Annotated in this window: 21 protein-coding genes; 10 read left to right on the top strand and 11 right to left on the bottom strand. The window is 74.7% G+C overall.

Translation table 11 applies throughout. The annotated features are described in order from the left end of the window. Positions 1-137 precede the first annotated feature (137 nt). Both ACZ514_RS23435 and uvrB read right to left on the bottom strand, forming a co-directional pair. Positions 138-716 (bottom strand): TerD family protein, encoded by a 579-nt coding sequence (locus ACZ514_RS23435; RefSeq protein WP_468167380.1) that lies wholly within the window; start codon positions 714-716, stop codon positions 138-140. Between the two features lie 83 nt (positions 717-799). Continuing rightward, on the bottom strand, positions 800-2,944 hold the full coding sequence (gene uvrB, locus ACZ514_RS23430) for an excinuclease ABC subunit UvrB (RefSeq protein WP_469125567.1): 2,145 nt from the start codon (positions 2,942-2,944) through the stop codon (positions 800-802). Positions 2,945-3,191: 247 nt separating this feature from the next. On the opposite strand from uvrB, the gene ACZ514_RS23425 reads away from it, so the two are divergent. The 3 genes from ACZ514_RS23425 (at position 3,192) to ACZ514_RS23415 (ending at position 6,212) form a co-directional block, all read left to right on the top strand. Next, on the top strand, positions 3,192-4,094 hold the full coding sequence (locus ACZ514_RS23425; protein ID WP_468167125.1) for a glycerophosphodiester phosphodiesterase: 903 nt from the start codon (positions 3,192-3,194) through the stop codon (positions 4,092-4,094). Positions 4,095-4,166: 72 nt separating this feature from the next. Beyond that, complete coding sequence (locus ACZ514_RS23420; protein WP_469125566.1) at positions 4,167-4,730, top strand: methylated-DNA--[protein]-cysteine S-methyltransferase; 564 nt, start codon at positions 4,167-4,169, stop codon at positions 4,728-4,730. Positions 4,731-5,000: 270 nt separating this feature from the next. Beyond that, complete coding sequence (locus tag ACZ514_RS23415; protein WP_469125620.1) at positions 5,001-6,212, top strand: MFS transporter; 1,212 nt, start codon at positions 5,001-5,003, stop codon at positions 6,210-6,212. Here ACZ514_RS23415 and ACZ514_RS23410 read toward each other — a convergent pair. Further along, entirely contained in the window at positions 6,202-6,576 is a 375-nt protein-coding gene (locus tag ACZ514_RS23410) for a cupin domain-containing protein (RefSeq protein ID WP_469125565.1), read from the bottom strand. The genes ACZ514_RS23415 and ACZ514_RS23410 overlap by 11 nt on opposite strands. Before the next feature lie 290 nt (positions 6,577-6,866). Here ACZ514_RS23410 and ACZ514_RS23405 point away from each other — a divergent pair, with 290 nt between their 5' ends. Both ACZ514_RS23405 and ACZ514_RS23400 read left to right on the top strand, forming a co-directional pair. Continuing rightward, entirely contained in the window at positions 6,867-7,811 is a 945-nt protein-coding gene (locus ACZ514_RS23405) for a pseudouridine-5'-phosphate glycosidase (RefSeq protein ID WP_468167120.1), read from the top strand. Then, positions 7,793-8,692, top strand: a complete 900-nt coding sequence (locus ACZ514_RS23400; RefSeq protein ID WP_468697654.1) for a carbohydrate kinase family protein — start codon at positions 7,793-7,795, stop codon at positions 8,690-8,692. The genes ACZ514_RS23405 and ACZ514_RS23400 overlap by 19 nt, the downstream gene beginning before the upstream one ends. Before the next feature lie 92 nt (positions 8,693-8,784). Here the strand turns inward: ACZ514_RS23400 and ACZ514_RS23395 are convergent, their stop codons facing one another. Beyond that, positions 8,785-9,447, bottom strand: a complete 663-nt coding sequence (locus ACZ514_RS23395; RefSeq protein WP_469125564.1) for a nucleoside/nucleotide kinase family protein — start codon at positions 9,445-9,447, stop codon at positions 8,785-8,787. Between the two features lie 92 nt (positions 9,448-9,539). On the opposite strand from ACZ514_RS23395, the gene ACZ514_RS23390 reads away from it, so the two are divergent. Beyond that, positions 9,540-10,985 carry a WGR domain-containing protein gene (locus ACZ514_RS23390; protein WP_468167114.1) on the top strand — a complete coding sequence of 482 codons (1,446 nt, stop codon included), beginning with the start codon at positions 9,540-9,542 and terminating at the stop codon, positions 10,983-10,985. Here ACZ514_RS23390 and ACZ514_RS23385 read toward each other — a convergent pair. After that, complete coding sequence (locus ACZ514_RS23385; protein WP_469125563.1) at positions 10,949-11,377, bottom strand: cupin domain-containing protein; 429 nt, start codon at positions 11,375-11,377, stop codon at positions 10,949-10,951. The genes ACZ514_RS23390 and ACZ514_RS23385 overlap by 37 nt on opposite strands. Positions 11,378-11,500: 123 nt before the next feature. Here ACZ514_RS23385 and ACZ514_RS23380 point away from each other — a divergent pair, with 123 nt between their 5' ends. Further along, positions 11,501-12,160: a DUF2293 domain-containing protein gene (locus ACZ514_RS23380; RefSeq protein ID WP_468167110.1), complete on the top strand. Its 660-nt coding sequence runs from the start codon at positions 11,501-11,503 to the stop codon at positions 12,158-12,160. Here ACZ514_RS23380 and ACZ514_RS23375 read toward each other — a convergent pair. Next, positions 12,153-12,845, bottom strand: coding sequence for a chaplin (locus ACZ514_RS23375; RefSeq protein WP_469125562.1), 693 nt, complete (start codon positions 12,843-12,845; stop codon positions 12,153-12,155). The two genes, ACZ514_RS23380 and ACZ514_RS23375, sit on opposite strands and share 8 nt — an antisense overlap. A 126-nt stretch (positions 12,846-12,971) precedes the next feature. On the opposite strand from ACZ514_RS23375, the gene ACZ514_RS23370 reads away from it, so the two are divergent. Next, entirely contained in the window at positions 12,972-13,520 is a 549-nt protein-coding gene (locus ACZ514_RS23370; RefSeq protein ID WP_469125561.1) for a hypothetical protein, read from the top strand. Here the strand turns inward: ACZ514_RS23370 and ACZ514_RS23365 are convergent. Together ACZ514_RS23365 and ACZ514_RS23360 are read right to left on the bottom strand one after the other, a co-directional pair. Further along, a complete protein-coding gene (locus ACZ514_RS23365) occupies positions 13,501-14,706 on the bottom strand; it encodes an SWIM zinc finger family protein (protein ID WP_469125560.1) in 1,206 nt (401 codons plus the stop codon). The genes ACZ514_RS23370 and ACZ514_RS23365 overlap by 20 nt on opposite strands. After that, positions 14,703-17,603: a DEAD/DEAH box helicase gene (locus tag ACZ514_RS23360; protein ID WP_468167102.1), complete on the bottom strand. Its 2,901-nt coding sequence runs from the start codon at positions 17,601-17,603 to the stop codon at positions 14,703-14,705. Before ACZ514_RS23360 ends, ACZ514_RS23365 begins: the two co-directional genes overlap by 4 nt. A 405-nt stretch (positions 17,604-18,008) precedes the next feature. Between ACZ514_RS23360 and ACZ514_RS23355 the strand changes: the two genes are divergently transcribed. Beyond that, positions 18,009-18,623, top strand: a complete 615-nt coding sequence (locus ACZ514_RS23355; RefSeq protein ID WP_469125559.1) for a hypothetical protein — start codon at positions 18,009-18,011, stop codon at positions 18,621-18,623. Positions 18,624-18,726: 103 nt separating this feature from the next. After that, positions 18,727-18,987, top strand: a complete 261-nt coding sequence (locus tag ACZ514_RS23350; protein WP_468697921.1) for a DUF6343 family protein — start codon at positions 18,727-18,729, stop codon at positions 18,985-18,987. Between the two features lie 33 nt (positions 18,988-19,020). Here the strand turns inward: ACZ514_RS23350 and ACZ514_RS23345 are convergent, their stop codons facing one another. The 3 genes from ACZ514_RS23345 to ACZ514_RS23335 form a co-directional block, all read right to left on the bottom strand. Then, the gene (locus ACZ514_RS23345) at positions 19,021-19,353 is read right to left on the bottom strand and encodes a tetratricopeptide repeat protein (RefSeq protein ID WP_468697923.1); all 333 of its coding nucleotides are present in this window, start codon (positions 19,351-19,353) and stop codon (positions 19,021-19,023) included. Between the two features lie 141 nt (positions 19,354-19,494). Further along, positions 19,495-20,109, bottom strand: a complete 615-nt coding sequence (gene coaE, locus ACZ514_RS23340; RefSeq protein WP_469125558.1) for a dephospho-CoA kinase — start codon at positions 20,107-20,109, stop codon at positions 19,495-19,497. 111 nt (positions 20,110-20,220) lie between these two features. After that, a complete protein-coding gene (locus ACZ514_RS23335; protein WP_468167372.1) occupies positions 20,221-21,159 on the bottom strand; it encodes a PAC2 family protein in 939 nt (312 codons plus the stop codon). Between the last annotated feature and the right edge of the window lie 195 nt (positions 21,160-21,354).

The following is a 21,354-nucleotide window of genomic DNA, read 5'->3' as shown; positions in this document are numbered from 1 at the left end:
CAGCCCCTCCCCCGTGCCTTCTTCTCTTGTTCCGTACTGTTCTTGCCGTCGCGGACCCGTGGGCAGGTCCGGTCTCGCGGGTGCGGACCCGGGGGGCCGGGCCCGGGGCCGGTCGCGCGGCCGGGCCCGGGCCGGTCCTACAGGTGCGGCAGGATCGCCGGCATCAGGTCCTGGAAGGTCCGGCCGTTGGCCGGGTTCCCGAGGGCCGTCATCTGCCAGCCGGCACCGGCCCGGGACACCTTCGCCATGATCTGCGCGGTGTACTGGCCGCCGCCGTCGAGGGTGTAGCGGGCCAGTTCCTGGCCGTTGGTCTCGTCGACGATGCGGCAGAAGGCGTTCTGGACCTCCTGGAACGTCTGGCCGGTGAACGAGTTCACCGTGAAGACGATCGTGTCGATGTGGACCGGGACCCGCTGGAGGTCGACGAGGATGGCCTCGTCGTCCCCGCCCTGGCCCACGCCGCCGACCAGGTTGTCGCCGGTGTGGCGGACCGAGCCGTCGTCGCTCTGCAGGTGCCGGAAGAACACCACGTCCACCGGCTGCTTGTCGGCGAAGAGCACCGCCGACGCGTCCAGGTCGATCTCCCGCGTCCGCGACCCGAACAGGCCGCGGCGCTTGGCCGCCTGCCAGCCGAGGCCCATCCGGACCGCGGTCAGCGTGCCACCGTCCGATTTCTGCAGACTGATGGCCTGACCCTTGGTCATGTTGACCGTCACGCGCGTTCCCCTCTCCATAGCCCGCCCCTAAAGGACCGCAGCGTCACCTGCGGCGTTTCCACACCCTACTGACCACCCACGGGTCAGGCGAGGCCCGCTTCCCTCATCTGGCGAAGCTCCTTCTTGAGCTCGCCCACCTCGTCCCGGATCCGGGCGGCCACCTCGAACTGGAGCTCGGCCGCCGCCGCCCGCATCCGCTCGGTCATCTGCTCGATCAGCGCGGCCAGTTCGGCGGCGGGCCGGTCGGTGGGCGTCGCGGCCGCCCCTCCCTTCGCCGCCTTGCCGGCCTTGCCCTTGGCGGCCGCCGCGCCGCCGAGCGCGGGAACCGGCGCCTTGGCGGCCTTGCCGTCCTTGGCCTGGCGGTAGCCGGTGCCGAGGAGCTGCTCGGTGTCCAGCTCCTCGCGGGCGATGGTGGCGACGATGTCGTTGATCTTCTTGCGCAGCGGCTGCGGGTCGATCCCGTGGGCCGTGTTGTACGCGATCTGCTTCTCGCGGCGCCGGTTGGTCTCCTCGATGGCCTTCTCCATCGCCGGGGTCATCTTGTCCGCGTACATGTGGACCTGGCCGGAGACGTTGCGGGCGGCGCGGCCGATGGTCTGGATGAGGGAGGTCCCCGAGCGCAGGAAGCCCTCCTTGTCGGCGTCGAGGATCGCCACGAGCGACACCTCGGGCAGGTCGAGGCCCTCGCGGAGCAGGTTGATGCCGACCAGGACGTCGTACTCGCCGGCCCGCAGCTCGCGCAGCAGCTCGATGCGGCGCAGGGTGTCGACGTCGCTGTGCAGGTACCGGACCTGGATGCCCAGCTCCAGGAAGTAGTCGGTGAGGTCCTCGGCCATCTTCTTGGTGAGGGTGGTGACCAGGACCCGCTCGTCCTTCTCCACCCGCGTGCGGATCTCGTGCACGAGGTCGTCGATCTGGCCCTCGGTGGGCTTGACCACGACCTCGGGGTCGACGAGGCCGGTGGGGCGGATGATCTGCTCGACGAAGCCGTCGGAGCGGGAGAGCTCGTACTTGCCGGGGGTGGCCGACAGGTAGACGGTCTGGCCGACCCGCTCCAGGAATTCCTCCCACTTCAGCGGCCGGTTGTCGAGCGCGGACGGCAGCCGGAAGCCGTGGTCGACCAGGGTGCGCTTGCGCGAGGCGTCGCCCTCGTACATGGCACCGATCTGCGGCACGGTGACGTGCGACTCGTCGATGACGAGGAGGAAGTCCTCGGGGAAGTAGTCGATGAGGGTGTTGGGGGCCGAGCCGCGCTCGCGGTCGTCCATGTGCAGCGAGTAGTTCTCGATGCCGGAGCAGGAGCCGATCTGGCGCATCATCTCCAGGTCGTAGGTGGTGCGCATCCGCAGCCGCTGGGCCTCCAGCATCTTGCCCTGCTTCTCCAGCTCGGCGAGCCGCTCGGCGAGCTCGGTCTCGATGCCGGTGATCGCCTTCTCCATGCGCTCCGGGCCGGCGACGTAGTGGCTGGCGGGGAAGACGTAGAGCGCGCGGTCCTCGCTGATGACCTCGCCGGTCAGCGGGTGCAGGGTGGAGAGCGCCTCGATCTCGTCGCCGAACATCTCGATCCGCACGGCCAGTTCCTCGTAGACCGGGAAGATCTCGATGGTGTCGCCGCGCACCCGGAAGGTGCCGCGGGTGAAGGCCAGGTCGTTGCGGGTGTACTGGATGTCGACGAAGCGGCGCAGCAGCTGGTCCCGGTCGATCTCCTCGCCCACCTTGAGGGAGACCATCCGGTCCACGTACTCCTGCGGGGTGCCGAGGCCGTAGATGCAGGACACGGAGGCGACGACGATCACGTCGCGCCGGGTCAGCAGCGAGTTCGTCGCGGAGTGGCGCAGCCGCTCGACCTCCTCGTTGATCGAGGAGTCCTTCTCGATGTAGGTGTCCGACTGCGGTACGTAGGCCTCGGGCTGGTAGTAGTCGTAGTACGAGACGAAGTACTCGACGGCGTTGTTCGGCAGGAGCTCGCGGAACTCGTTCGCCAGCTGGGCGGCCAGCGTCTTGTTCGGCGCCATCACCAGCGTGGGGCGCTGGAGCCTCTCGATCATCCAGGCCGTGGTGGCGGACTTGCCCGTGCCCGTCGCGCCGAGCAGTACGACGTCCTTCTCACCTGCGCGGATGCGCTTCTCCAGCTCGGCGATGGCCGCCGGCTGGTCACCGCTGGGCTGGTACGGGCTGACGACCTCGAAAGGTGCCACCGTGCGTTCGATCTTCGATACGGGCCGCATGAGTCCACCGTACGACCCCGCACTGACACGCACGCCCTCCCGACGGGTCCGCCGGGCCCGCGGACAGGTCCGGCGGGCGGAGTGGATCTCCTCCTTTCCGGTCTGTTTGTCGTAGTTCGGTGGCGGCCCGGTGATCTTCGAGCCCATGATCGCGGTGAACGCCCGCCGTGAAGTGCATCGCCGCAACGTCTGCCGCTCCGCGCCCGTCTGACGCAGGAACAGGGCTCACGACCCGAGGAGAAAGCACATGTACGTCCGACCCGCCACCGCGGCCGCCGCCGCGATCCTGGGCTTCACCCTCACGGTGCTGGGCGGGACGGCCTCCCCGGCCGCCGCCCGCCCCGGTTCCCCGGATGCCGCGAGCGGGGTCCTGGGCCCCGTCGTGTACGCCCACCGGGGGGCTTCCGCCTACGCCCCGGAGAACACCCTCGAAGCGGTCGACCTGGCGAGGCGGCTGGGTTTCGACTGGGTCGAGAACGACGTCCAGCGGACCAGGGACGGCGAGCTGGTGGTGATCCACGACGACACCCTCGCCCGCACCACCGACGTCGAGCAGGTCTTCCCCGACCGCAGGCCCTGGCGGGTCAAGGACTTCACCGCGGAGGAGATCGGGCGGCTGGACGCGGGCAGCTGGTTCGCACCCCGCTTCGCGGGCGCCCGGGTACCGACCCTGCGCACGTACCTGGAGCGGGCCGGGGAGAACCGGCAGAAGCTGCTGCTGGAGATCAAGAAGCCGGAGCTGTACCCGGGGATCGAGGCGGAGACGCTGGAGCTCCTGGACGAGACCGGCTGGCTGGACGAGGACGACGTCGCGGACCGCCTGGTCGTGCAGAGCTTCAGCGCCGATTCCGTACGCACCGTGCACGGCCTGCACCCCGGTCTGGTGACGGCCTTCCTGGGCACCCCGCCCGTGGCCGACCTGCCGCGCTACGCGCGGTTCACGGACCGGATCAACCCGTGGCACACGACGATCTCGGCGGACTGGGTGACGGCGGTGCACGGCCTGCTGGGGGCCCACGGCCGGGCCATGGAGGTGGACACCTGGATCGTGGACGACGCGGCCACGGCCCGCAAGGTGCGGGACATGGGCGTGGACGGGATCATCACCAACGCGCCCGACGTGGTGCGCAACGCCGTGCTCGGCTTCTGAGGGCCCGGTGCGGCAGTGCGTGGCGGAAACGGGCCCGTCCGGGCTGTCGGTGGCGGGCCGTACGGTGGAGGCGTGGACAGCACCGAGCGGCCCCGCGGGCCGCACCTCGAATGGACCGTCGTGCCCAGCGGCATCGGTCCCCTGCTCCTGGCCGCGACCCCCGAGGGTCTGGTCCGGGTCGAGTTCCACGCGCGCCCGGACCGGGCCGGCCGGATGATCGGCTCGCTCGTCTCCCGGCTCGGCGCCGACGCGTGGCGGCCGGAGCCGGGCGAGGAGGTGCTGCTGGCCGAACCGATACGCCAGCTGGCCGCCTACTTCGCCGGTTCGCTGCGGCGCTTCGAGCTGCCGCTGGACTGGCGGCTCAGCTCCGGTTTCAACCGGCAGGTGCTGCTGGAGCTCGACCGCTCGGTGCCGTACGGGGCGGTCGTCGGCTACGGGGAGCTCGCCGCCCGGGCCGGGCAGCCGGGGGCGGCCCAGGCCGTGGGCAACGCCATGGGCTCGAATCCCCTGCCCGTGGTCGTGGCCTGCCACCGCGTCGTCGAGAACGACGGGGGCATCGGCGGGTTCGGGGGCGGGGTGGAGACCAAGCGGATCCTGCTCGCGCTGGAGGGCGTGCTCCCGCAGCCCCTGTTCTGAGCCGCGGGCGCCGCCGGGCGGTGACAGCGGGTGGTGAGGGGGCCGCCGACCGCGATACGCGGTTCCCCCGCGCGGCCGGCGGTGGGAAACTGCCGCCGTGACCACTCCCGCCGCACCAGGCCCCCTCCCGTCCGCCTCCGCCGAACCCCCGCGACGGCGGTGCCGGCCGTGAGCGCCGCTCCCGGAACCTCCGCCGGCACCGAGGCCACGCCCGCGCCCGTCGACGCGGCGGCGCTGTCCCGGCTCCGGCGCCGGACCTCCGCCGTGCTGATGGCCAGCCAGATGCTGGGCGGCCTGGGCGTGCCGATCAGCGTCGCCCTGGCCCCCGTCCTGGCCACTGAGATCAGCGGCACCGAGGCCCTGTCCGGGGTCGCGTCGACCGCCGCCGTGATCGGCACCGCCCTGTTCTCGCTGCCGGTCGCCGCCCTGATGACCGCGCGCGGACGCCGGTGGGGGCTGGTGGTGGCGTACGCGATCGGTGCGATCGGCGCGGCCCTGGTGGTCCTGGCCGCCGTCGTCGACAGCTTCCCCCTGCTGCTGGTGGGCATGGCCGCCTTCGGCGCGGCCTCCTGCGCCACCTTCCAGGCCCGCTTCGCCGCCACCGACCTCGCCGCGCCCGACCGGCGGGCCCGCGCGATCTCGCTGGTCGTCTGGTCCTCCACCCTGGGAGCGGTGCTCGGCCCCAACCTCTCGGCGCCCGCCAGCGACAGCTTCGCCGGCACCTCCATACCCCAGACGGCGGGACCCTTCGTATGGGCCGGCGCCGTCTTCGTACTCACCGGCGCGCTGCTCGCCGTGTTCCTGCGGCCGGATCCGCTGCTGACCGCCCGGGCCCTGGCCGGTTCCGCAGAGCAGTCCCGGCAGGCCCGCTCGCTGCGCGCCGGCGTCGCCGCCGTCAAGGCGTCACCGCGGGCCCGGCTCGCCCTGCTCACCGTCGCCGTGGCGCACACCGCCATGGTGTCGATCATGGTGATGACCCCCGTCGACCTCGGTCACCACGGTGCCGACCTGCGGCTCATCGGCCTGGTGATCAGCGGGCACATCGCGGGCATGTTCGCCTTCTCCCCCGTCATGGGCTGGCTCGCCGACCGGCTCGGCCGGCTGTCCGTGATCGGGCTCACCGCCGGGCTGCTGTCCCTCGCCGCCCTGCTCGCCGGGACCGCCGGCGGGAACCACGCCCAGATCGCGGCCGGCCTCTTCCTGCTCGGGCTCGGCTGGTCCGCCGGGATCGTCGTCGGCTCGGCGCTGCTGACCGACTCGGTACCGCAGGCCGCGCGGGCCGCCGTACAGGGCCTGGCCGACCTGACGATGAACACCGCCGCCGCCGTGGGCGGGGCGGCCGCCGGGCTGATCATGTCCCGGGCCGGCTACGGCTGGCTCAACGCGATCAGCGCGGCCCTGCTGCTGCCGATGGCGGCGCTCGCCCTGTTCACCGCCCGGCGGTATCCGGCACGCACGGGGCCGGGGGACCTCAGCAGTTGATGTGGTAGGCCTTGCGGAGCGTCTCGTGGACCGTCCAGGTGGTCCGGTCGCCCTCCCGCAGCACACAGGCCGAGCCCGGCCCCACCTCGAAGCGCGCGCCGCCCTCGACCTCGATGGTGGCGCGGCCGCTGACCACCACGAACAGTTCGTCGGCCTCGGTGTCGGTGACCACCCCGGGGGTGATCTGCCAGATCCCCCGGACCTGCGAACCGTCCGCTGACTCCCACAGCACCTTCCCGGTCACGGCCGGGGTCCCCGAGACGATCTGCGCGGGGTCGAGTTCCTCGGGCTCCAGCTCGGCGTCCGGGACGTCCGCGACGGACACGGCGAAGGAGGCGGGGGCTTCGTGATGACGGGTGCTCATGGTGCGTCAGCGTAGGGCCGCCGCCCCGCCCGCGGGGTGACCACAGCGTCCAGCGCGGGCGCCTCCGGCGCGTCATTGCGTCGAGCGCGTCAGCACCCCGTGCCGGTGCGCGCACGGCACCCGGCGGCTTTCGGCCAGAGCCGCCCGCACGTCCCCGTCGGCCGGCACGGTGTGCGGCACGGTGGGGGCCCGGTGCGGGAGCGGTCCGTCCGGGCGCGCCCCCGGACGGGTTCGCGCCGGAGCGGGACGGGCGCGTTTGGCGGCACGGGTCCCGTGCCAGGGATGGGGACATGCCACAGCACAGAGCAACTGCACCCCTGTCCGGGGGACCGGTCCTGTCGGAAGAGGTGCGCGAGGCGCTCGCCGCCCGCCGGCCCGTAGTCGCCCTGGAGTCGACGATCATCTCGCACGGTCTGCCGCGTCCCCGCAACCTGGGGGCGGCCCTGGAACTGGAGGACCTGGTCCGGGCGGAGGGCGCGGTCCCGGCGACCGTCGCCGTGGTGGACGGGGTGGCCCGGGCGGGCCTCGACAAGGACGCGCTGGAGCGGATCGCGACGGGCGAGGACGTGCGCAAGCTGGGCCACCGGGACCTCGCGCCCGCCCTCGCCACCGGGGCGACCGGGGCGACGACGGTGTCGGCGACGGCGCTCCTGGCCGCCCGGGCGGGGCTGCGCGTGTTCGCCACGGGCGGGCTGGGCGGCGTACACCGGGAGTGGACACTCTCGCAGGACGAGTCGGCGGACCTGTCGCTGCTCGCCCGGACCCGGATCACCGTGGTGTGCGCGGGGGTGAAGTCGGTCCTGGACGTGCCGGCCACGCTCCAGCGCCTGGAAACGCTCGGGATCGGCGTCCTGGGATACCGGACGGACCGCTTCCCGGGCTTCTACCTCACCGACTCGGGAGAGCCGGTCGACTGGACGGTCCGGGAGCCGGAAGAGGTGGCGGCGGTGATGGCCGCCCAGGACGACCTCGGCGGCCCCGAGGCGGCGCTGCTCGTCGCCAACCCGGTGGCGGAGGCGGAGCAGCTGGATCCGGCGCTCCACGACCGGGTCCTGGCCGAGGCCCTGGCCGAGTGCCGCGAACGCGGTCTCACGGGGCAGGCGGTGACGCCGTTCCTGCTGGGGTTCCTGGTGCGCGCGACCGGCGGCGCCTCGCTGGAGGCGAACCTGGCGGCGGTCCGGGGCAACGTGCGGCTCGGCGCCCGCATCGCCCGGGCGTGGGCGGCCCGCGCGTGACGGCCGCCCTGCTGGTGGTCGGTGACGTGGTGACGGACGTGGTGGCGGTGCACCGCGGACCCCTGGCCCCGGCCACCGACACCACCGCCCGCATCCGCACCCTCCCGGGCGGGGCCGGCGCCAACGCGGCCTGCTGGGCGGCCCGTGCGGGCACCTCGGACGTGCGTCTCCTGGCGCGGGTGGGGTGCGAGTCGGCCGACTGGCACGAGCGGGCCCTGGTCGACGCGGGAGTACGGCCCCGGCTGGTGGTGGACCCGGCGGAGCCGACGGGGACGGTGGTGGCGCTGGTCGGCGGGGACGCGGAGCGGACGTTCCTGACCGACAGCGGGGCCTCGCTGCGGCTGTGCCCGGCCGACTGGGTGCCGGCCCTGCTGGACGGTGCCGGACACCTGCACTTATCGGGCTACCTGTTCTTCGCGGACAGCAGCCGGGAGCTGGCCCTGGTCGCGCTGCGGGCCGCCCGGACCCGGGGGGTGCCCGTCAGCGTCGATCCCGCCTCGGCGGGGTTCCTGGCCGGGCTCGGCCCCGAGCGCTTCCTGGCCGCCGTGGCGGGGGCCGGCGTACTCCTGCCGAACGAGGACGAGGCCCGGCTGCTGGCCGGCGTACGGGAACCGGCCCGGGCGGCGGAGGAGCTCAGCCGCAGGGTGCCGCTGGTGGTGGTCACCCGGGGTCCCGGCGGAGCGCTCGTCGCGCAGGACGGCCGGATCACCGCCGAGGTCGAGGCGGAACCGGCGGAGGCGGTGGACACCACGGGCGCCGGGGACGCCTTCACCGGCGGCTTCCTGGCGGCCCGCCTCTCGGGCGCCGGCCCGGCGGAATCGGCCCGCGCGGGCTGCCGCGCGGCGGCGAGCGCGGTCACCCGCCTGGGCGGCCGCCCGTAGCGGCCCGGCCGGGGGCCACGGCTGGTTCCGGGGGGCGTACGGCTGGTCCGGGGGGACGGCCGGCTCCGTGGGGTCACCGCCGGTCCGGAGGGTCACGGTTGGTCCCGGGGCTGCCGGACGCCCGTCCAGGCCGGGTGCCGCGGGTCGTCCGCGCGGACCAGGACGTCCGCGGCCGATCCCGGGCCGGTCTCCCTCTCGTAGCGGGCGAACGCCGGCAGCGTCCACCGCTGCGCCTCCTCCGTGCGCCGCGCCAGCGCACCCCCGGAGAGGCTGATGTGGACGCTCAGGTCGAACGGGAACCAGTGCCCCAGTAGCAGCGGCCCGTGCACCACCAGCACGCCGCCCGGCGGGAGTTCGGCGTACGGGCTGCGGGTGGCCCGGGGGCGGACCGGGTCCCACAGGTCCGGCAGCACCCGCCCGCTGCCGCCGGGGTCCGTCGGGCCGAACACCTCGCGCCACAGCGCGCCCGTGTCGTACCAGCCCGTCAGGTACGCGTCCACGTCCTCGCGCCCGAACTCGAACCGCAGCGACGCCGGCCGCAGGAAGCCGCCGGCCGCGACCACGAGCACGGACCGCCCGCGCGAGCGCAGCGCGTCGGCGAGTTCTCCCGCGAGGACCCCGGTACCGGCCGCCGGCGCGCCGTCGATGCCGACGCGCTGCCACGTCCGCTCCTGGCCCCCGGGGTGGCGGGAGTCGTCCAGGTGACCGGCGAGCCGCTCGGCCATCCGCTGCCAGGTGATCGCTTCCAGCTTCACCGGCCCATTGTCAGTGGTGCGCCCTAACGTTTTTCACGAGGGATCACCGGTGGACAGGAGCCGGCGGCCCGGCTCTTGGGGAGGGGTCTGTCATGGCTCGGGAGACGACGTATCTGGAGCTGTCGCAGGAGGACGGCGCGGCGCACAAGTTCTACGAGGTGACCGTCGACGGCACCGCCGTCTCGGTGCGCTACGGCCGCATCGGGGCGGCCGGCCAGGTGCAGAGCTCCTCCTTCCCCACGGCCGAGAAGGCCCGCGCGGCCGCCGCCAAGAAGATCGGCGAGAAGGTCCGCAAGGGGTACGCACCGGCGGTCCGGGGGGCGCGCGCCGCCCGCTCGGTCACCCGCCGGCAGGTGGCCTCGGCGCCGTCGACGGCCCGCGCGGTGGCGCCGGTCCTGTGGCGCTTCCGCACCGGTTCCTCGGCCTTCGGCATCCATGTGGACGAGGACCGCTGCTGGGTCGGCAACCAGGCGGGTGACGTCTACACGGTGAGCCACGGCGGCGAGGTGCTGGCCCGCTACTCCCTGCCGGACGGGGTGAAGTGCCTGGTCGCGGACGAGTTCTGGATATACGCGGGCTGTGACGACGGCACGGTGTACGACCTGTCCTCGAAGGTCCCGTTCGGGGCGTACGGGATAGCGGCGGACGTGGACATCTACTGGCTCGACATCCACGAGGGCGTGCTCAACGTCTCGGACGCGGGCGGCGGTCTGACGGTCATCGACCACGAGGACGAGCACCAGTGGTCCCGGAAGTCCTCGGGGACCGGGGCCTGGATGGTCCGGGCGGACGAGCGGGCCGTCTACCACGGTCACAGCGGCGGTGTGACCGCCTACGCGGCCGACGGCACCGGCCAGTTGTGGCACACGGCGACGCCCGGCGGGGTGCTGTTCGGCTGGCAGGAGGAGCACGCCGTGTACGCGGGCACGGTACGCAACACCGTGCAGCGCCTGTCGAAGGCGACGGGCCGGGTCGAGGCCTCGTACCCGTGCGACGCGGCGGTGTACTCGTGCGCGACCTCCCCGGACGGCCGTCACGTCTTCGCCGGGGACTCGTCCTCCTCGGTGTACTGCTTCGACGCCGACGGGCGGCGGCTGTGGAAGCTGGGCACCGGTGGCGGTTCGGCGCTCTCGATGCAGTACCTGGACGAGCGGCTCTACCTCGTCACCACGGACGGCTCACTGGTGTGCGTGGACGCGAGCGAGGCGGCGATCGCCGCGGCGCAGCAGGGTTCCGTCCCGACCGCGGTGGACGTGAAGTCGGCGGCGGCGCTGCCGGTCTTCACCCCGGCGGCGTCGGCCTCGGCGGTGGCGACGGTCTCGGTGGCCTCGGTGCCGGCCGGCGGTGTGGTGGTGGAGTGCGTCCAGCAGGGAGGGCGGATGCGGGTGCAGGTGGTCTCGGAGGGCTTCGAGCACGGCTGGAACGTGCAGTTCCCGCGCGGCATCCGGGAGGCCGGAGCGCGGTACGTGGTGGACGGCCTGCACGCGGCGAGCGGGGGCTTCTACCGGGTGCGCGGGGAGATACGCCGACTGGTCTGAGCGGCGCACCGGGGGTCCTCGGGGCAGCTGCAGGGCACGGCGTCGGTCGGGGCCGGGGCCGGCACCGACCAGGGGTCGTCCTCGGCCAGGCCGCAGGTCACCTGGAGGACGACGGGCCGGGAGCCGAGGTTGCGGCCGAGGTGTACGTGGTCGGCGCCCGCCGGTTCGACGAAGGTGGCCCCCGTCGGGTGCACCTCCACGGTGCCGTCGGCCAGGAAGCGGGTCAGCGTCCCGGATTTGACCACCGCCATGAGCGGCACGTGGTGGTAGTGCCATCCGGTGCAGCCGCCGGGCGGTATGACGACCTCCCGGCCGGTGAGGCCCGAGGGCACCGCCGCTCTCGAGGCCCGCGACGCCCTCGGGCGCCGTACCGTCGCCTGCCGTCCACCCATGTGCCCCTCCTTGCCGTCGGCTCACGGTAGACGAACCTCACCAGTTCCAGTCGGATCTTATGAAAGACCAACGACCTTACGCCACAAGGTGATAGGGGGGCGGACGAGCGGTATCACAACGGCATGAGTCTCGTCGTCTTCGAGTCACAGAAGCCGATCCACTGCGCCGCCTGCCGACGGGGACCGCTGCGGCACCTCGTCCGCGAATCCGGGGTGCCCCGCTGCCTGGACTGCGCCGACCTCGGCCATCTCGTGTACCTGCCGCGCGGTGACGCGGCGCTCACCCGCCGTGCGCGGGAGGCCAGTTCGCTGCACGCCGTCGTCGTGCGCCGGCACAGGGGCCGCCGCCGCTACGAACGCCAGGGCCTGCTGGTGGAGGACGCCGCGCTGGCCCGCGCGGAGCGCGCCTGCCTGGCCGACGCCGATGCCCGGGCCCGCCGCCGGGAGCGCGACCGGCTGCGCCGCGCGGCCGAGGACGTCCGCTTCACCGCGGCCTTCGCCGCCGAGATACGACGGCTGTTCCCCGGCTGTCCGCCCGACCGGGCGCAGGCGATCGCCGCCCACGCCTCGGTGCGCGGCAGCGGCCGGGTCGGGCGTACCGCCGCCGGCCGGGCACTGGACGAGCAGGCGGTGTCGGTGGCGGTCCGGGCCGCCGTGCGGCACACCGACACCGAGTACGACGCCCTGCTGATGGCGGGGGTCCCGCGGTTCGCGGCGCGGGCCCGGCTGGCGGCGCGGATCGACGCCGTCCTGGACGGCTGGCGCGCGGGGAACGTCAGCTGAGCCGGAAACGGCGGTAGAGGAGTGCTCCGCCGAGCAGCAGGGCGCCACCGCCGGGCAGCAGGTAGCCGAGCCCGTCGGAGCCGGTGTGGGCCAGGGCCGACGGCTCCTGGCCCGCGGCGGAGGGGGCGGGCGCGGCGGGCGGGGTCACCGGCCGCGGGGAGACCGGCGGCTGCGCGGCGGGCGGCTGCGCCGGCTTCGGGCCGGACGGGGCCCCGCCGTTCACGGCGGTGTTGCCGTGGGTGCCGTTGCCGACGCCGACGACGTTCACGGAGTTCCCGCTGACGTTCAGCGGGAGATCGACGGGAAGCTGGAGGCCGTTGCCGGACAGCACCCCGGGGGAACCCTTCGTCCCTCCGCCGGCCACGGCGCCTCCCCCGTTCCCGGACCCCGGTTTCGACGGATGGGAGGGCCGCGGGTCCGGGTTCCCGCCGCCGGACGCCGTGTTCGTACAGTTGTTGCCCGCCGCCGGGTTGAGCACACCGACCACGTTCACGGTGTTCCCGCACACGTTCACCGGGGTGTGCACGGGCAGCTGCACCAGGTTCCCGGAGAGCAGCCCGGGGGAGCGCTCGGTCTGCCCGCCCGCTTCGGCGTCGGCGTGCGCGAGGCCGCCCACCCCCGCGACCGCCAGTCCGCCGCCCGCGACCATCACCGCGATCAAGCCGTTCCGACGAGTGTGACGCATCAGTTTCCTGCCTTCCGGAGGGTTCCAGGGGCATCGAGCCCGCACCGGAGACAACGCGGTAGACCCGTTCGGGTTATAGAGCCGGTAGGCATTTCACCCCATCGTGTACTGGGTAGTGCCTACTTCATGACTGAACGACCGCTCCTGCTGCTCGACGTGGACGGCCCGCTGAACCCGTTCCGGTCCCGCTTCGCCGGCCTGCGCGGCTATACGAGCCACCGGATGCGCCCGGACGTCTGGCTCTCCTACCGCGACCCGGAGTCCCGCAGGGCCCGGCGCGGTGTCCGGGTGCGCCTCCACCCCTCCCACGGCGCCCGGCTGCGGGCCCTGCCCTTCGACCTCGCCTGGGCCACGGCCTGGACGCACCAGGCCAACACCCTGATCGCCCCGCACATCGGGCTCCCCTGCGACCTGCCCGTGGTGGAATGGCCGGAGCTCTTCGCCCGGGACCCCGACGGCCTCCTCTGGAAGACCCGCCCGCTGCTCGACTGGGCGGCCGGCCGGCCCTTCGCGTGGGTCGACGACATGATCACCCCCCGGGACCGGGCCTGGGTCTCCTCCCACCACCCGGCTCCGAGCCTCCTGCTGCGCGTTCATCCCCGCCACGGCCTGCGCGAGCGGGACTTCGCCGCCCTGGCCGCGTGGGCGCGGGAGGTCAGCGCAGCAGGGCGGTGACCGGGTCCGGGGACGGGCCGGCGGTGGGCCACCAGTCAGCGGCCTCCGGGCGGGATTCGTAGGCGTACCAGAGGCCCTCACGGCTCAGACGCAGCTGCCGGGTGCGGGCGGTGAGGCGGTTGCGCTCGGGGCGGAAGGAACCCTGGCCGGCGGCGAGCAGGGCGGGCCGGGCCCGGTCGAAGGGCCCGGCCGGAGGGTCCCACGGCTCTTCGAGGACGGTGAGCGCGGGCAGGCCCCCCTGCCGCCATGCCGCGGCGGCGCGGGCCAGGTCCGTGGTGCTGCGGCCGGTCGCCCGGGCCAGGTCGCGGTAGAGGGCGCGGGCGGCGCCGGTGAGTCCGGAGGTGGGATGCGCCGAGGCCAGCCGGACGGCGTCCTGCCAGAGGGTGAGCCCGGCGATGGGGTCCTCGCCGGTGCCGAGCAGGGCCAGCGCGCGGGCGGCCGCGTCACCGGCGAGCTGCTCCAGGGCCAGCGGATCGGGCGCTGCCGGATCGGCGGGGTAGGCCGGCGGCGGGCCCGCGGCGGCGGGTGCGGGGAGCGGGGCGGGCAGCGGGGGCAGGCTGGTCCGGGCGAGCGCCGCGCGGGCCGGGACCCCGGGGAAGTCCGGGGCGGTGCCGGGTCGTTCGCGCGCCGCGTGAGCGGCGTTGCGCCGGGCCAGTTCGTCGAGGAGTTCGCGCTCACCGCGGCCCCGCAGGAGCAGCAGGACGAAGGGGTCGGTGTCGAGGAGCCGCGCCGCCCGGTAGCAGAGGGCCGCGGCGTGCTTGCAGGGCGGCCGCACGGTGTCCGGGCAGGAGCAGCGCGCCACGTGCTCCCCCGCGCCGGGCAGCAGGGTGTCGGCGAGGGACCGCGGGACCTCCCGCTCCAGCAGCGCGGCGAGGGCCGAGGGGTCGGCGGCCAGCGTCTCCAGCAGTGCGGACCACTCGGCGTCCGCGAAGGCGGGCAGGGACAGTTCGGTGCGGTAGGGGCGGGCCCGGCTGCCCCGGACGTAGGCCACGATCCGGCCGGGGGTGACCGTCACGGCGTCGACATGGCCTTCGGCGGCGTAGGCCCGGCCGCGCTGGAGGCGGGCGGCGTCCTGCGCGCGCTCCTCCAGGGCGGCCACCCACGCCCGGCCCCACCAGGTCGCGGCCCCCGCCCCGGCGGGCACGGTCTCGAAGGTGCGGCGGCGGTCGTCCCGCGCGGTGATCACGCCGGCCTCCGCAGGGAGACGAGATCGGCCAGCTCGCGGTCGGTCAGCTCGGTCAGGGCCGACTCGCCGGAGCCGAGGACGGCATCGGCCAGGGCCCGCTTGCTCTCCAATAGTTCGGCGATGCGGTCCTCCACGGTGCCTTCGGCGATGATGCGGTGGACCTGGACGGGCTGGGTCTGTCCGATGCGGTAGGCGCGGTCGGTGGCCTGCTCCTCGACGGCCGGGTTCCACCAGCGGTCGTAGTGGATCACGTGTCCGGCGCGGGTGAGGTTGAGACCGGTGCCCGCGGCTTTGAGGGACAGCAGGAAGACGGGGACCTCGCCGGACTGGAAGCGGTCGACCAGTTCCTCGCGCCGGGGGACGGGGGTACCGCCGTGCAGGAGCTGCGAGGGAATGCCCCGGTCGGTGAGGTGCCGTTCCAGGATCCGGGCCATGGTCACGTACTGGGTGAAGACCAGGACCGAGCCGTCCTCGGCCAGGATCGTGTCCAGCAGCTCGTCCAGCAGGGCGAGTTTGCCCGAGCGGTGCGCGGTGCGCGGACCGGTCCCCGGCGCGCCCTGCTCCTCCTTCAGGTACTGCGCGGGGTGGTTGCAGATCTGCTTGAGCGAGGCCAGCAGCTTCATGATCATGCCGCGCCGCCCGATGCCCTCGCTGCCCTCGATCACGGCCATCGCCTCGTCCACCGCGGCCTGGTACAAGGAGACCTGTTCCCGGGTCAGGGACACCGGGTGGTCGGTCTCCGTCTTGGGGGGAAGCTCGGGGGCGATCCCGGGATCGGACTTCTTGCGGCGCAGCAGGAACGGCCGGACGAGGGCGGCCAGCCGGGCCACCGCCGCCTCGTTGCCCCCGTCCTCCTCCTGCTGGTGCTCGACCGGGCGGGCGTGCCGGGCCCGGAAGGCGGTGAGCGGGCCCAGCAGTCCCGGGGTCGTCCAGTCGAGCAGGGCCCACAGCTCGGAGAGGTTGTTCTCGACGGGCGTCCCGGTGAGGGCGACGCGGGCCGGGGCGGGGATGGTGCGCAGGGCCTTCGCGGTGGCCGAGTGGGGATTCTTCACGTGCTGGGCCTCGTCCGCGACGACCATGCCCCAGTCGTGCCCGGCCAGCCGGGCGGCCGCCGCGCGCATCGTCCCGTACGTGGTGAGCACGAAGCCCCCGCCCACTCCGTCGAGGCTGCGGCCGGCGCCGTGGAAGCGGCGCACGGGGGTGCCGGGGGCGAACTTCTCGATCTCCCGCTGCCAGTTGCCCAGCAGGGACGCCGGACAGACCACGAGGGTGGGCTCGGGGCGGGCCCGGTGCAGGTGCAGGGCGATCAGGGTGACGGTCTTGCCCAGGCCCATGTCGTCGGCGAGACAGCCGCCCAGGCCCAGGGAGGTCATCAGGTCCAGCCAGGCCAGCCCGCGCAGCTGGTAGTCCCGCAGGGTCGCCCGCAGGCCCGCGGGCGCCGGGACCGCGGCCGGCTCGCCTGCGAGCCGGTCCCGCAGGGCGGCCAGCGCCCCCACGGGGACCGCGGGCACCGCCTCGCCGTCCACCTCGGCCGTGCCGGTGAGTACGGCGGCCAGCGCGTCCACCGGGTCCAGCAGACCCAGCTCCCGCTTGCGCGCCCTGCGCACGAGCTCGGGATCGACCCGCACCCACTGGTCGCGCAGCCGCACCACGGGCCGGTGCGCCTGCGCGAGCGCGTCCATCTCGCCCGGGGTGAGCCGGTCCCCGCCGAGGGCCAGCTCCCAGGAGAAGGAGAACAGGGCGGCCGCGTCGAAGAAGGCGGTGCCGTCGGTCGCGGATCCGGGCGCGGCGGGCCGTACGACGGCGGTCGCGGAGAGCGTACGGGCCAGCTCGCGCGGCCAGTGCACGAGGACCCCGGCGGCGGCCAGGCGGGTCGCGGCGGTGCCCAGCAGGTCCTCGAGCTCGGGGTCGGACAGCGCGAGGGCGTCGGGCACCGGCTGGTCGAGCAGGCGCAGCAGCGGCGGCCAGACCCTGGCCGCCCGGCGCAGCGCGAGCACGGCGTCGATCCGGGCGCGGGGGCCGAAGCCGGCGCCCGCCGTCCCGGCCCACAGCTGTCCCGCGTCGGTGATCAGGGTGGGGTCGGCGAGGCTGTGCACCTGGACCACGGCGGCTCCGGCGCGGCGGACGTCCTCCGGCTCGGCCTCGTCGAACAGGCGGAAGGAGGACAGGTCCAGCCGGAGCGAGATCCCCACCCCGGCATCGGCTCCGGCGGCGACCTGCGCGGCCCATTCCCGTATCCCAGGCACCCGCTGCGGCTCCGCGGCGGCGAACGGCCGCCCGGTGGCGAAGGGCGCGGCGGGCGTGCGGGGCAGTGCGTCGGCGACGGCGTCGAGGAAGGCCCGGACCAGGGCCTCCGGCTCGGGCAGCGCGGTCGGCCGGCGCCCGGCGAGCGGGGTGGCGTACCCCTCGTACGGCAGGGCGGCCGCGACGGCGCGCAGGTACCCGAGGTCCTCGGCGTCCAGCGGCCCCGCGCGCCAGGCGTCGACCCCGTCGGCGGTGAGCCCGGGCAGCAGGCGGCCGCGCGCGGCGAGGGCCAGCGCCTGCGTGGCGGCGGTGCCCCAGGCGCGGGTGGCGGGATGCGCGGCGGGGCTGCGGGCGGCCCGCACCAGCACGGGCAGGGCGGCGGCCACGGACAGCGCCACCGCGGGCACGGTACGCGTGCGGACGCCGTCCCCGTGCGCCCGCACGACCTTCAGCGGATGCGGGGTCCCCAGCTCGGGCAGGGGGTCTCCCTCGGGACACCAGAACGCCACCAGCCCCTCCCGGGGCACGGCGGCGGGGAGGAACACGGCGGCGCGGCGCAGCAACGACGGCTGCCGCACCGGTGTCGGCGGCGCGGTCACGGGGTCCCCCTCCCTGGTGTTCGGCTCCGCCCGGTCATGGCGGATCCACTGCATCCGAGTCTAGGCGCGCCCACTGACAACGCCCCTGACCTGCGCGTACGCCCGGCCCCGGGGCGGTCAGCGCGACCGGCGGCCCGGCTCGCTCGCGAAACCGTGCTCGGCCCGGCCGCCGTGGCACCGGCGCGCCCGGCGATCCCGCCGCCGAGGTGGAGGGTGCCGGACCCGCCGGGCCGTGCAGGGTCGCCGCGACGGTCCCGGGGCGGGGCGCGCCCGGCCCGCCGGCCCGCCGGGCCCGCTGCTCCCGCAGGGGGTGTCGGCACGGGGCAGCCGTGCCGGTGTCCCGGTTCCGCCGCTCACTGTGGCCCTCGTGCCTCCGAGCGGGAAGGCTGTTCCCAGCGGGCGGTCGTCCACCGGCCGCACCGCACGACGTACGCGACCGCACTCTCACGGGGAGACACCGTGTTCCGACGCTCCAGCACCTCGGCCCTCGCCGCCGCCGTCCTCGCGGCGGCCGCCGTCCTCGCCCTGACCGCCTCGGGCACCGCCGCGGCCGCCACCGCACCCGGGTTCCTGAACGGCACCGACCTGCCCCCGCACCCCTCCTCCGCCTGGTACCCGGGCAAGGTCACCAAGGGGCTGCCCGAGACCGCGCCCTTCTGCCTGGAGGGGGCGCTGCCCGCCGCCGGCAGCTGGCACCGCGGCTTCGGCACCGACCTCGACACCAGTGCCGTCCAGATCTCCGTACGCACCGCCTCGGACGCCGCCGCCGCGAAGCTCGCCGCGGCCCTGGAGCGCCGGGTCGCCGCCTGCGCCGCGGACTGGCTGCGCGCGAACCCGGGCGGGACGGCGTCCTGGCAGGACTACGGGAAGCCGGCCGTCGAGGAGGGGGCGCACGTCTACGGGGTGGGCACCTCGATCCCGGAGTCGGAGCCCGGCGCGCACCTGTACGGGATCGGACGCGACGGCTCCACCGTGACCGTCGTGAAGTGGGGCCAGATGGGGAACCTGCCCGACGCTCCCGTCGCCGCCTTCAAGAAGACGACCACGACGGCGGTGAACAAGCTCAGCCCCTGACCGCGGCGGCAGCCGCCGCCCCGCCCCCGCCCCGGCCCTTAACGCGCCGCACCCCGGGTGGGAGCATGGAACGGAAGCCTCCGTACGGGATGGGGCGATGGCCATGCGTACCGGGAACGAGCCGGTGACCGCGCGCAGTCCGCTGCGGCTGCGGCTCTGGCTGAGCGTGTGGGGACTGATCTGGGCCGGGGGCGGGGCGGCCGCCTTCTCGCTGTCCGGCCGTCCCGGCTGGGCGGCCGCCTGCGCGGCGGTCGCGCTGCTGGCCGCCGTCGACCTGGCCGTCGTCGTCCGGCACATCCGTCAGGGCCCGCACTACCAGCCGGGGGCGGACGTGCCCCCGTACGAGCCTCCGCGCCGGCGCTGATCCGGGCCGCGGCTCCGTGCTCGAAGCGGGGGCTCAGTGCTCGAAGCGGGCCGCTTCCAGGTACTCGGGCTGCGGGTCGAGGGCGGCGGCGAGCCGGAAGTGGCGGCGGGCCTGCTCGGGGCGTCCGGACCGCTCGTGGGTGCGGGCGAGCGCGAAGTGGGCGAAGGCGTTGTCCGGCTCCCGTTCCAGCACCAGCTCGAATTCCAGCTGGGCGGGCCGCAGCTGGGCCGCCGCGAAGAAGGCCCGGGCGCGCAGCAGCCGGGCCGCGGTGTTCTCCGGGTGCGCGGCTATGACGGAGTCGAGCAGCCGGACCGCGCCGCGAGGGTCGCGGGCGGCCAGGAGGTGCTCGGCGGCACGGTAGTCGATGACGTGGGTCTCGGGGCTCGCGGAACCCGGGGATCCAGCGGGTCCGGGTCCCGGTCCGGTGGGCGGCGGCGGGGGCGTGGTTTCGGACACGGTGTCTTTCCTTCCCTCTACGGGCGCGTTCAACGCCCTCCGCCGCGGCCCCTATTCCGTGGCGGCCCCGGCGGCGGCCCTGGCCGTCAGCTCTTCCCAGATCTTGCGCACCTGCGGCTCCAGCGCCTCCAGCGGCCCGTCGTTGTCGATCACGAAGGTGGCCACCGCCCGCCGCTGCTCGCGGGTGGCCTGGGCGGCCATCCGGGCGCGGGCGTCCGCCTCGGTCATCCCGCGCCGCGCGGTCAGCCGGGCCAGCTGCGTCTCGGGGGACGCGTCCACGACCACGACGAGGTCGTACAGGGGCGCGAGGCCGTTCTCCGTGAGGAGCGGTACGTCGTGCACCACGATCGCGCCGGGTCCGGCCGCGCGCTCCAGCTCGGCGGAGCGGGCCCCGACGAGCGGGTGCACGATGGCGTTGAGGGTCCGGAGCTTCGCCGGGTCGGCGAAGACGACCGCCCCCAGCCGGGGCCGGTCCAGCCCTCCGTCGGCGGTGAGGACGGAGTCCCCGAAGGCCTCCACGACGGCCGCGAGTCCGGGTGTGCCCGGCTCGACGACCTCCCGCGCGATCCGGTCGGCGTCCACGACGACCGCCCCGTACCCCGCCAGCAGCCGCGAGACCTCGCTCTTGCCGGCACCGATTCCGCCCGTCAGGCCCACTTTCAGCATGGTCAGCACCCTAGGCGGTGTCCCCCCGGCGGAAAACACCGCCCGGGCGACACCCCCCGGGCCACACCGCCCGGGGGACCGCCCGGTCCGGGCACCCCTGACCGACGGGGCCTACGCCTCGCCCTCGCGCTCTGCCAGGAACTTCTCGAACTCGCGGCCGAGTTCCTCGGCCGAGGGGATCTCGGCCGGCTCGGCGATCATGTTGCCGCGGGTCTCGGCCCCGGCCGCGGCGTCGTACTGGTGCTCCAGGCCCTGGACGAGGCTGACGAGTTCCTCGTCGCCCTCGCGGATCTGCCGGTCGATCTCCGTCTGGGTCCGGTGGGCCTCGGTGCGCAGGGCGTGCGCGACGGCCGGCAGGACCAGCCCGGTGGCGGCCGTGATGGCCTCCAGCGCGGTCAGGGCCGCATCCGGATAGGCAGAGCGGGCGACGTAGTGCGGGACGTGCGCGGCGACACCGAGTACGTCGTGTCCGGCCTGGGCGAGTCGGAACTCGATCAGCGATTCGGCGCTGCCGGGCACCTGGGCCTCGTCGAAGGGGCTGCGGTGGCCGGGCATCAGGTCGGTCCGGTTGCCGTGCGGGGTGATGCCGACGGGCCGGGTGTGCGGCACGCCCATGGGGATGCCGTGGAAGTTGACCGAGAGCCGGACGCCGAGCCGCTCCACGATCTGCCGGACGGCGACGGCGAAGCGCTCCCACTCCACGTCCGGCTCGGGGCCGGAGAGCAGCAGGAAGGGCGCGCCGGTGGCGTCCTGGACCAGGCGCACCTCCAGGCGGGGCTCCTCGAAGTCGCTCCAGTGGTCGCGCTGGAAGGTCAGCAGCGGGCGGCGTGCCCGGTAGTCCACCAGCCGGTCCGCGTCGAAGCGGGCCACCACCTGGTGGGGCAGGGTGTCGAGGAGCCGTTCGACGATCTGTTCTCCGGTCTCGCCCGCGTCGATGTACCCCTCGAAGTGGTAGAGCATGACCAGTCCGGCCGAGTCCTGGGTCAGCGCCAGGTCGGCCACCGCCAGACCCTTGGCGTCCCATTCGTACAGACCTTGTGGATCAAGCACCGTCACCAGTCCTCCCTCGCGCCGTGTTCCCTGCGGAGAACGTCCGGGGCCGCGCGGCCATTCCCCGGACGGCCGTGTTCACAGAAACGCAACGCGACGGCGGCCGGACCCACGGTGCGCGGCGCTCCGCGGCGCGGGGCCGGGGAACGCGGCGAGGCCCGCCCCCCGAAGGGGACGGGCCTCGTCGTTCAGCTC

The organism is Streptomyces sp. NPDC034086 (assembly GCF_055575515.1).
Note: the sequence above shows the minus strand (reverse complement) of the source record. Positions and strands in the feature narration are given on the sequence as shown.

Coding starts and splice junctions, on each gene's coding strand:
- uvrB (WP_469125567.1), bottom strand. CDS start 2,944: ATGCGGCCCGTATCGAAGATCGAACGCACGGTGGCACCTTTCGAGGTC.
- ACZ514_RS23370 (WP_469125561.1), top strand. CDS start 12,972: ATGACTGAACGACCGCTCCTGCTGCTCGACGTGGACGGCCCGCTGAAC.
- ACZ514_RS23415 (WP_469125620.1), top strand. CDS start 5,001: ATGGCCAGCCAGATGCTGGGCGGCCTGGGCGTGCCGATCAGCGTCGCC.
- ACZ514_RS23410 (WP_469125565.1), bottom strand. CDS start 6,576: ATGAGCACCCGTCATCACGAAGCCCCCGCCTCCTTCGCCGTGTCCGTC.
- ACZ514_RS23360 (WP_468167102.1), bottom strand. CDS start 17,603: ATGCAGTGGATCCGCCATGACCGGGCGGAGCCGAACACCAGGGAGGGG.
- ACZ514_RS23390 (WP_468167114.1), top strand. CDS start 9,540: ATGGCTCGGGAGACGACGTATCTGGAGCTGTCGCAGGAGGACGGCGCG.
- ACZ514_RS23375 (WP_469125562.1), bottom strand. CDS start 12,845: ATGCGTCACACTCGTCGGAACGGCTTGATCGCGGTGATGGTCGCGGGC.
- ACZ514_RS23350 (WP_468697921.1), top strand. CDS start 18,727: ATGCGTACCGGGAACGAGCCGGTGACCGCGCGCAGTCCGCTGCGGCTG.
- ACZ514_RS23380 (WP_468167110.1), top strand. CDS start 11,501: ATGAGTCTCGTCGTCTTCGAGTCACAGAAGCCGATCCACTGCGCCGCC.
- ACZ514_RS23425 (WP_468167125.1), top strand. CDS start 3,192: ATGTACGTCCGACCCGCCACCGCGGCCGCCGCCGCGATCCTGGGCTTC.
- coaE (WP_469125558.1), bottom strand. CDS start 20,109: ATGCTGAAAGTGGGCCTGACGGGCGGAATCGGTGCCGGCAAGAGCGAG.
- ACZ514_RS23385 (WP_469125563.1), bottom strand. CDS start 11,377: ATGGGTGGACGGCAGGCGACGGTACGGCGCCCGAGGGCGTCGCGGGCC.
- ACZ514_RS23405 (WP_468167120.1), top strand. CDS start 6,867: ATGCCACAGCACAGAGCAACTGCACCCCTGTCCGGGGGACCGGTCCTG.